General features: G+C 63.7%; 8 protein-coding genes and 1 pseudogene. 6 read left to right on the forward strand and 3 right to left on the reverse strand.

Going from position 1 to position 8,382, the window contains the following annotated elements; translation table 11 throughout:
- Both G6027_RS16630 and G6027_RS16635 read left to right on the forward strand, forming a co-directional pair.
- Positions 1-593, forward strand: a 593-nt coding sequence (locus G6027_RS16630) for an oxidoreductase C-terminal domain-containing protein (RefSeq protein ID WP_182638117.1), incomplete at its 5' end; no start/stop codon positions are given.
- 118 nt (positions 594-711) lie between these two features.
- Complete coding sequence (locus G6027_RS16635) at positions 712-1,773, forward strand: BtrH N-terminal domain-containing protein (RefSeq protein WP_182638118.1); 1,062 nt, start codon at positions 712-714, stop codon at positions 1,771-1,773.
- Positions 1,774-1,944: 171 nt separating this feature from the next.
- On the opposite strand, the gene G6027_RS16640 is transcribed toward G6027_RS16635, so the two are convergent.
- Positions 1,945-2,556: a TetR/AcrR family transcriptional regulator gene (locus G6027_RS16640; RefSeq protein ID WP_187700924.1), complete on the reverse strand. Its 612-nt coding sequence runs from the start codon at positions 2,554-2,556 to the stop codon at positions 1,945-1,947.
- A gap of 196 nt (positions 2,557-2,752) precedes the next feature.
- On the opposite strand from G6027_RS16640, the gene G6027_RS16645 reads away from it, so the two are divergent.
- The 3 genes and pseudogenes from G6027_RS16645 to G6027_RS16655 form a co-directional block, all read left to right on the forward strand.
- Positions 2,753-4,339 carry an MFS transporter gene (locus G6027_RS16645; RefSeq protein WP_107749261.1) on the forward strand — a complete coding sequence of 529 codons (1,587 nt, stop codon included), beginning with the start codon at positions 2,753-2,755 and terminating at the stop codon, positions 4,337-4,339.
- A gap of 289 nt (positions 4,340-4,628) precedes the next feature.
- Positions 4,629-5,084 (forward strand): transposase, encoded by a 456-nt coding sequence (locus G6027_RS16650; RefSeq protein ID WP_095719468.1) that lies wholly within the window; start codon positions 4,629-4,631, stop codon positions 5,082-5,084.
- A 38-nt stretch (positions 5,085-5,122) separates the two neighbouring features.
- Positions 5,123-6,136: pseudogene (locus tag G6027_RS16655) on the forward strand (IS3 family transposase); the annotation flags it as partial.
- 121 nt (positions 6,137-6,257) lie between these two features.
- Here G6027_RS16655 and G6027_RS19370 read toward each other — a convergent pair.
- Together G6027_RS19370 and G6027_RS16660 are read right to left on the reverse strand one after the other, a co-directional pair.
- The gene (locus tag G6027_RS19370; RefSeq protein ID WP_277612358.1) at positions 6,258-6,389 is read right to left on the reverse strand and encodes a hypothetical protein; all 132 of its coding nucleotides are present in this window, start codon (positions 6,387-6,389) and stop codon (positions 6,258-6,260) included.
- Positions 6,390-6,391: 2 nt separating this feature from the next.
- Positions 6,392-6,859 (reverse strand): hypothetical protein, encoded by a 468-nt coding sequence (locus G6027_RS16660; RefSeq protein WP_146166385.1) that lies wholly within the window; start codon positions 6,857-6,859, stop codon positions 6,392-6,394.
- 252 nt (positions 6,860-7,111) lie between these two features.
- Here G6027_RS16660 and G6027_RS16665 point away from each other — a divergent pair, with 252 nt between their 5' ends.
- The gene (locus G6027_RS16665) at positions 7,112-8,242 is read left to right on the forward strand and encodes a cytochrome P450 (protein WP_241727220.1); all 1,131 of its coding nucleotides are present in this window, start codon (positions 7,112-7,114) and stop codon (positions 8,240-8,242) included.
- Positions 8,243-8,382 lie beyond the last annotated feature (140 nt).

Genomic DNA, 8,382 nt, shown 5'->3' on the forward strand with positions numbered 1-8,382 from the left:
CAGCATTAGTCGGAGACGACTGCGTCCGGGAGGTCACACTATCTACTGGCGAGTCGATTCCGACTGATCTGGTCATCGTGGGTATCGGTGTTGAACCGAGAACAGAACTCGCCGACGCTGCGGGCTTGACCCTGAACGATGGTGTGGTGATCGACGAGCACGCCCGAACCAGTGACCCAGCCATCGTTGCCGCCGGAGACTGTGCCAGCAAGTACATCTCTCGATACGGTCGCCGAGTCCGGCTGGAGTGCGTACCCGGAGCAACCGATCAGGCGAAACTCGCCGCGGCTACCCTTTGCGGGAAGTCCAAGAGCGCAGTGTCGCTGCCCTGGTTCTGGTCAGATCAATACGATCTCAAGCTGCAGATCGCCGGTCTCAACACCGGTTACGACGAAGTCGTCCTCAGCGGTGACCCCACCCGGGACCGCGACTTCAGCTGCTTCTACCTCCGTGATGGCGAACTCCTTGCTGCAGACTGCATCAATCGTCCCCGTGATTTCATGCTCAGCAAACAGGTCATCACACAGCAGCGTCCTTTCGTCCGGACCGATTTCGCCCATACGGGTTCTCCCGATTCCTTGCGCAATGGGTAAGCCAGTCCCGAGCGAGACTCACACGGTCAGCGGCGGAGCCTCGACGAACGGCGCTGACATCCCACTGGCGCAGCAACAGCCCGGTTCGTACCCGCCCGCCGTTCAGAAAGGAACTCTGATGACTCGCCAGACGCTCATCGAGAACTATCCACATCGGGTCGGGGGGCACTGCGGCTCAGCCGCGATGCGAGACCTCCTGCACTGGCAAGGCCTCGGCTGGGAAGAACCGCCCGAGGAAGGTCTCGTCTTCACCCTCGGGGGGTCACTTGGCCTGTCCTACTTGCACTCGAGCGACCTCTTCCCACCGCTTTATCTGGTAGGGAGAGACTCCGATTTCGAAGTAAATCTCCCCCATCGACTGGGCGCACAGGTCCAAGTGCTCACGACCGACGATCCCCGAGAAGGATGGTCGTGGATCAGCCAGGAGATCGATGCCGGAAGGCCAGCCCTGATATGGGGCGACATCGCGGAGTTGCCCTACCTGCGGGTTCGGCTCCAAATGAGTCGCCACGATATCGTGGTAATTGGTTACGACGAGGCGGAGAGGATCGCCTTCGTTGTTGACAACGACCGTGCCGAAGTCCAAAAGGTTCCGTTCGACGCTCTCGCTCGAGCACGGTCGTCGATGTCATTCCCACAACCGACACGTCACACCACGTACCGCATCGCCTGGCCGCATGAGTTACCAGACCTTGCGCAGGTTGCCGCAGCGGCTTTCCGTCAATCGGCAGCGAACATGCGCCACCCAACTCCGCCCGGAGTCGTCGATCTCACGACCGCGGTGAGCGGTTCCGAAGGCTTAGCAGCGGTCGCCCAGCTCGCCGCTGATGTCCGGACTTGGTCCCATCTACCGGCTGACGAACTCGAGATCCTCTTATTCAGCTTGAGCGCTTTCATCGAGAAGGCCGGCACCGGAGGTGGCCTGTTCCGAAAGCTGCTCGCTGACGGCTGCGCGGACGTGGCACGTTTGACCGGTGACCTCGCGACCGAAGATCTCGCCGTAGTCGCCAGACACTGTGCACAGACATGGACGGAGGCCGGCCGAGCCGGGATCGAGCACGAGGTCGATGTGCGTACTCGGCTGGAACGTGTGGCTTCGGCGGTTAGCCTCCTGCCCACGCTCGAGCTTCGACTGGCTGAAGCTCTGGAGTCAGCTTCGCGATCACTTGCAGCAGCCTGACGAATCGGGAAGTCAAAACTGGACGGTAGAAGTTCCGGCCGCACTCAGACTGCAGCGGATGGCTCGCCGCAGCACGCACCGAAACGACCGGGCTCTAGGGTTGCCTCGCCACCTCCCCAGCGACCTCGGCGATCGAGCGGTCACACCCATCCGACAAGAAGAAGCCCCGATTTAGCGAGATCCGCCGGCGCCAGGGCGGTTCAGGCCGTGGCTGGATTCGGCCGGGATGGGTTCGCCTCCCTGCTTGCGGGCAGCAAGAAAATCATCAACGAGTTGCACGCATCCGTCGTGGTCGACGGTGCAGAGCCCAGTAAGGCGAGCGAACACGACGGGACCCAGGAGTTGAACGATCGCGAAGGTGGTGTCGACGTTGCCGAGCTGTGCTCGAACGTCAGGCTGTGTGAGGATGCGGTCAAAGGGCTGCCGGTATTCCTCGATGACTCGACTGCGCAGTGAGGTGATCGCGGCCGAATCGGCAGGATCGCTGCCGCCGACTGATCCGATTGACAGCCAAGCCAGAGTTGTAATGTTCAGCGGCGCCTGGTCAATCAGGTCAGCTTGGGCCGTGAGAAGCGCGATGAGTTGGTCGCGTACCGACCCACTGGCGGTAGAGACCTCGACGCGAGGCAACAGCCGCTCGAAGGACGCTGCAAGCAACTGGGCGGTGCCGCCGAAATGCCGATAGAGCGTGGCCCGCGCAACCTTTGACATTCGAGTGACCGCCTCGACGGTAACCGCCTCTACACCGCCAGTGCTCAGAAGATGCGTAGCAGCGTCGAGCAATCGTTTTCGTGAGCGCAGCAGTCGCGGATCGAGCTGATCGTCGTCCGTAGCGGGCCGATCAGCACTCCAGTCGTTCACGCTCTCCCCCTTCGGCCGACGGTCACTTCTCGTCCAAGCTAACCTGTCCAGCCAGCCGGATACTGTGATACTACTTGTCTCGAAACAAGACCGACCATCTCACAGCAAGGGGCCGGCGATGAACTCACCGCAACAGACCATCACCGAGTCATCCCGGTGGACCCGAGCTGAATGGTGGATGCTCACGGTGTCGTGCCTGGCCGTGGCGTTGGTGGTCGCGGCCATGGCCGCGCTGTATTCGGCATTACCGCAGATTGCGGTAGAGACTGGAGCGACGCAAGCCCAGCTGACCTGGATCGTCGATGGCTACACGCTGGTACTGGCGTGCCTGGTCCTGCCCGCTGGAGCGATCGGTGACCGCTACGGCAGACGGGCGGTTCTCGTAATAGGTCTGGTGATATTCACCTTGGCGTCCGCACTTCCCCTGCTGCTGTCTGACCCGGCGTGGTTGATCGCTGCGCGAGCGATTGCCGGGGCGGGCGCTGCGCTGGTAATGCCCTCGACGCTCTCGATTCTGACTGCTGGTTTTGCCGCCGTTCATCGCGGCCGAGCAGTAGGTGTGTGGGCTGGAGTCGCCGGCTCCGGAGCAGTGTTAGGCATCCTCGGCGCCGGGGTGTTGCTTGAGCGCTGGTCGTGGGTGTCGGTATTTGTTGGACTGACCGCAGCGGGAGCCCTACTGGCCGCGCTGGCATGCACGATCGCTGAGTCCAGCCAGCATGATCACCCTCCCGTGGACTGGGTGGGCGCGGCGGCAGCTGCAGTCGCGGTTGCGGGAATCGTATTCGCCACGATCGAGTTTCCAGCGCGGGGTTGGGCCGACCCGATCGTTCTCGCCAGCGCCGGGGCCGGCATGTTGGCGACAGCCTTTTTTATCCTGATTGAGCTGCGATCCTCGGCCCCCTTGTTGGATGTTCGGTTGTTCGCCAAGCGCGGCTTCAGCGCCGGCTCGTTGTCGGTGGCCATCCAATTCTTGGTCACTTTCGGGGTATTCCTACTCCTGGTGCAGTACCTGCAACTGATCCTGGGATATGGACCGCTGGCCTCGGCGTTGGGGTTGGTGCCGATGACGGTCCCCCTGATCGTGATCTCGGTGATCGCCCCCCGACTGTCACAGCGATTTGGGCTGCGAGTGATGACCGTCGCTGGCCTGGTGACCATCGCAGTTGGTCTGATGCTGGTGAGCAGGCTGACCGTCGATGCACGTTACCTCGACCTGCTTTGGCCGCTGGTGATCATGAGCGCAGGACTTGGACTATGCACAGCCCCGGCGACCTACGCCATCATCGCCGAAACTCCGGAGAGCAAACACGGGGTCGCCGCCGCAGTCAACGATGCGGCCCGCGAGATCGGCGCTGCGATGGGGATCGCGGTAGCCGGCAGTGTGCTGGCCGCCGGATACACCCGCCACATTCAACCCACCCTTCCCCAGCTGCCCGAACCTGCCCGTGGTCCGGTCGCCGATTCTCTGGCCGCCGCACTAGAGGTCGCCGCACAAGCCGGACCAATGGCGCAACCATTGGTCGACTCCGCCAAAGAAGCATTTGTGAACGGCAGCAGTCAGGCCACGCTTACGTTGGCAATCCTTACCGCCGGCGCCGCAGTCTTGCTAGCGTTCCTTGCCCCGGGCGCTGCTGGCTCACGCGACCACAAAACCATGGCCAGCTCAAAAGCACCGGCTCACCGGGCAGTGGCGGCGGATAAGTAGCCGATCCAGATTCAGACTGCATGGAGAATCTGCCCAAGGTCATCAAGAACCGCAGTTTCTGGTGCGCACGGCCGGGTTCGGCGCGGACGGCCTCCATACGAGCATCCGGTCGCGACTCCCCCGCCAGCTCTCGCTCACGAGCGTCATTCTGCTCGGCAGTCGACAACAACAGATGCGCCACCGCACTACCCGCTCAGACCACGCGGCAGCTCCCTATCCGCCAGACTGAGGTGAGACACCCGGGCTGGCTGGTTGAGAGGCTGGGGCGTGAGGAGAAGGAGAACCCAGCATGACTATCACTGCAACTACTGACGCGGCCCTGGAGGCCTCGCAGCCGACGCCGACGACCTCGACGCAGGAGACGGTTCAGGCCCCGCGGACCGGGCGGCCGGCCCGGCGGACGTTCACGGCCGAGTACAAGCGGCGCATCGTCGCCGAGTACGAGCAGGCCCCGTCCGGGCAGAAGGGCCGCGTGCTGCGCCGAGAGGGCCTCTACGATTCCAGCGTCAAGCAGTGGCGGGCCCAGATCGAAGCGGGAACACTGGGCACCGTGTCCAAGAGAAGGCCCCGGGCTGGCCAGTCGCCGGAGCAGGCGCGCATCGCTGAGCTGGAAAAGCAGATCAGCAAACTCGAGTCAGACGCCGCCCGGAAGGACAAGGTCATCGCCGATCGTGACGCCGCGTTGGAGGTCATGGGAAAAGGTGTCGCGTTCTTGGAAGCGCTCTCCAAGAAAAACAAGGGGTGACCAGGGCCGCCTGGCGCACCTGGCAGGCCGAAACCGCGCAGCTGCTGACCGCGCTGCTGGGTGTGGTGCGGTCCTGCGCCCTGGTCGGTAGGTCGCGGGCGACCCATCATCGCCAGGCCAATCCGAAACCGCGCCAGTATGGGCCGCACCCCAAGGCCCGCCATCCTGCCGAGCTCACCGCCGCCGAGCGCACCGCGATACTGGAAGTGCTCACCAGCGAGGCCTACGCCGATCTGTCCGTGGCCCAGGTGTGGGCCCGCGAACTCGACGCCGGCCGGTATCACTGCTCGCAGCGCACGATGCACCGGATCCTGGCGGCCGAGGCGATGAACGGCGAGCGTCGTCGGCAGGCAACCCATCCACCACGGGCGATTCCCGAACTGGTCGCAACCTCAGCAAATGATGTGTGGTCGTGGGACATCACGAAAATGCGGGGCCCGGCCAAGGGCATCTGGTACCACGCCTACGTCGTCATCGACATCTACTCCCGCTACGTCGTGGGCTGGCGCATCGAGACCGTCGAAGACGGCGAACTGGCCGCCGACCTGGTCGCCGCCGCCATCGCCGAGCAAGGCCAGGCACCGGGGTATCTCCACGCCGACGGGGGCGCGGCGATGACCTCGAAGCCGTTGGCCTCACTCCTGTGCGATCTGGATGTAACCCGGTCGCACAATCGGCCGCGGACCAGCAACGACAACCCGTACAGCGAGTCGCAGTTCAAGACCATGAAGTACACGCCGAACTACCCCGAGCGGTTCGCCAGCATCGGTGCCGCCCGGGCATGGATGAACCGATTCATCCACTGGTACAACCACCAGCACCGGCACAGCGGGATCGGACTGCACACCCCGGCCAGCGTCCACGACGGCACCGCCGAGACCATCCGCGACAGGCGCCAGCTCGTGCTCGACGCCGCCTACGCCAAACACCCCGAACGGTTCACCCGACGACCGCGCCCACCCCGACTGCCGGAAAAGGCGACCATCAACGACCCCGACGCCCGATCACCCGAAACTAGCCAAGCCCAACCGAGCACCTCACGTCTCATTTGATTTGACACGCTCCGGCTTCGCCGCCAGTAACTCCGCCAAGCTTCCAACAGATTCTTCTACTGAGTCGACTTGCCCGCCAGGATGAGCAACCCTGGCCGCGCTGAAGGCGACAGACTTCTCTTCATATCCAGCTGTAGGCATCAAGGCAACGGTGGAGGGCACCGTGGTCGAGGTCGGCGGCCCTTACCTTCTCGACCAGCACGACCGCGATGAACTCCCCCGGCGCGGCACCCAGGAAAGCAGCGAGTCGCACACCTACCCGGCATTACCGCGGAGGATGTCGCCCAGCAATGACTGGTATCCACCGCGAGGCGGGGACAGGACGCATGTGATCCCCAGTCGCACCAGCCTGTCGATGACGTTCTCGTGGTCGTCCACCGCTAGCACGCCGTCATCCGCGAGCTTTCGAAAAGAGGGCGCGAGCGCGCTGGTAATGGTGTCGATGATCGGCGCAGTCTGAAGCACGAGGGCTTCGCCGATGATTCCCGGCTCGTCCGTGCGGACCTTACGGAACAAGGGGTGCTGCTCCACCCGCTCCAGGGCCCGCGCGCAAACGGAAAGCACATCGGGTGCGTCAGTCGCACTGTCGAGCCCGCGAATCACCTCGCTCAGCAGGCGCTCGATCTCGCGTTGCAGAAGGCTCGTCGCCGCGCGATCGACTGAACCAAGAATCCGGTACGCCGTTGTCCTCGACACCCGCGCCACAGCCGCGATGTCGGTCATCCGCGTCCGGCTGACCCCATGGCGCAAGAAGGCCGACAAGGTGGCGTCTAGGTACAGCTGCTGGTCGATTTCACGCCTCCTCGCAGTGGGGAACCCCTCGCCTCAATTCTGGCAGGCAAACCGGGTGTACAGTGGGACGAAAGTATCCTACCGTCCCAAGTGGCCCGTCCAGACCGGAGGCCCCAAGTGTCAGAGCTCTACAACCCGTACGACCCCGCCGTCCAGGCAGACCCGTATCCGATTTATCAGGTGCTGCGCGAGGAGTCGCCGGTCTACTGGAACAAGGAACAAGAATTCTGGGCACTATCCCGGTTCGACGACATCTGGGCTGCCACGCAGGACCACCGGCGCTTCTCCTCTGCGAAGGGGATCGTCGTCGGCCAGGACCTCGCGGCAGGCATGGGCGACCTGATGCCGATGATGATCATGATGGACCCCCCACGGCACTCCGCTCTGCGAAAGCTCGTGTCCCGGGCCTTCACTCCCAGGCGGATCGCCGAAATGGAGGGCAGCATCCGGGCTACCGCGCGGGGACTCCTGGGGGCTTTCATCGAGCGAGGTGAGGTCGACTTCGTCCACGAGTACGCCGGCCCCCTGCCCACGATTGTCATCGCGGACATGCTCGGCATCCCGAACGAGGACCGGCAGCAGTTCCGGGATTGGTCCGACCGTCTCGTGCAGGTCAATCCCAACGATCCGGCCTCCGTCGAGGATGCGACGAACGCGGCCCTGGGGCTCTACGGTTACTTCACGCCGATGCTCGCCGCACGCCGCGCCAACCGCAAGGACGACCTCATGTCCGCCCTCCTGGACGCCGAGGTCGACGGCGAGACGCTCACCGAAGAGGAACTCCTCGGCTTCTGCTTCATGCTTCTCATCGCCGGCAACGAAACCACGACGAACCTCATCTCGAACACCGCCCAGATCCTGAGTGAACGCCCCGAAACGCTGCGAACGATCGCCGCGGAACACAGCCTGCTCCCTGCAGCTGTCGAGGAATTTCTCCGCCTTGAGTCCCCCGTCCAAGGCCTCGCCCGGACCGTGACCGAAGATGTCGAACTGCACGGTGAAACCATGCGAGCTGGCAGCAAGGTGATGCTGCTCTACGGGTCGGCGAACCGTGACGAGAGGGAGTACGCTGACCCGGAGTCATTCATTCTCGACCGGAAAACCGAGCGCGGTCTCGCCTTCGGTCACGGCCCCCACTTCTGTCTCGGTGCCGCGCTGGCCAGGCTCGAGTGCCGAGTCGCCTACGAGGAACTCCTGTCCTACGTACCCGACTTTGCACTTGCCGACGGCGCCGAGCGCCTCCTCTCAGGGCCCGTGAGGGGCTACAAGAAGCTGCCGATAACGTTCGAACCGACGTCCATCAGCGCCAGATGAGCCACGGTGGCGACAACCAACAAATAGCGCGTGCCAGCCGCGTTCAATCAGAGCTCACAATTCCATTCTTTGGCTGTTAAAGCGATCGCAGTACGCCGACTAGAGCGGTAACGCGGGCCGCTGACACTGGCCGCTGACAC

This window comes from Dietzia sp. SLG310A2-38A2 (assembly GCF_014145095.1).
Lineage (GTDB): Bacteria > Actinomycetota > Actinomycetes > Mycobacteriales > Mycobacteriaceae > Dietzia.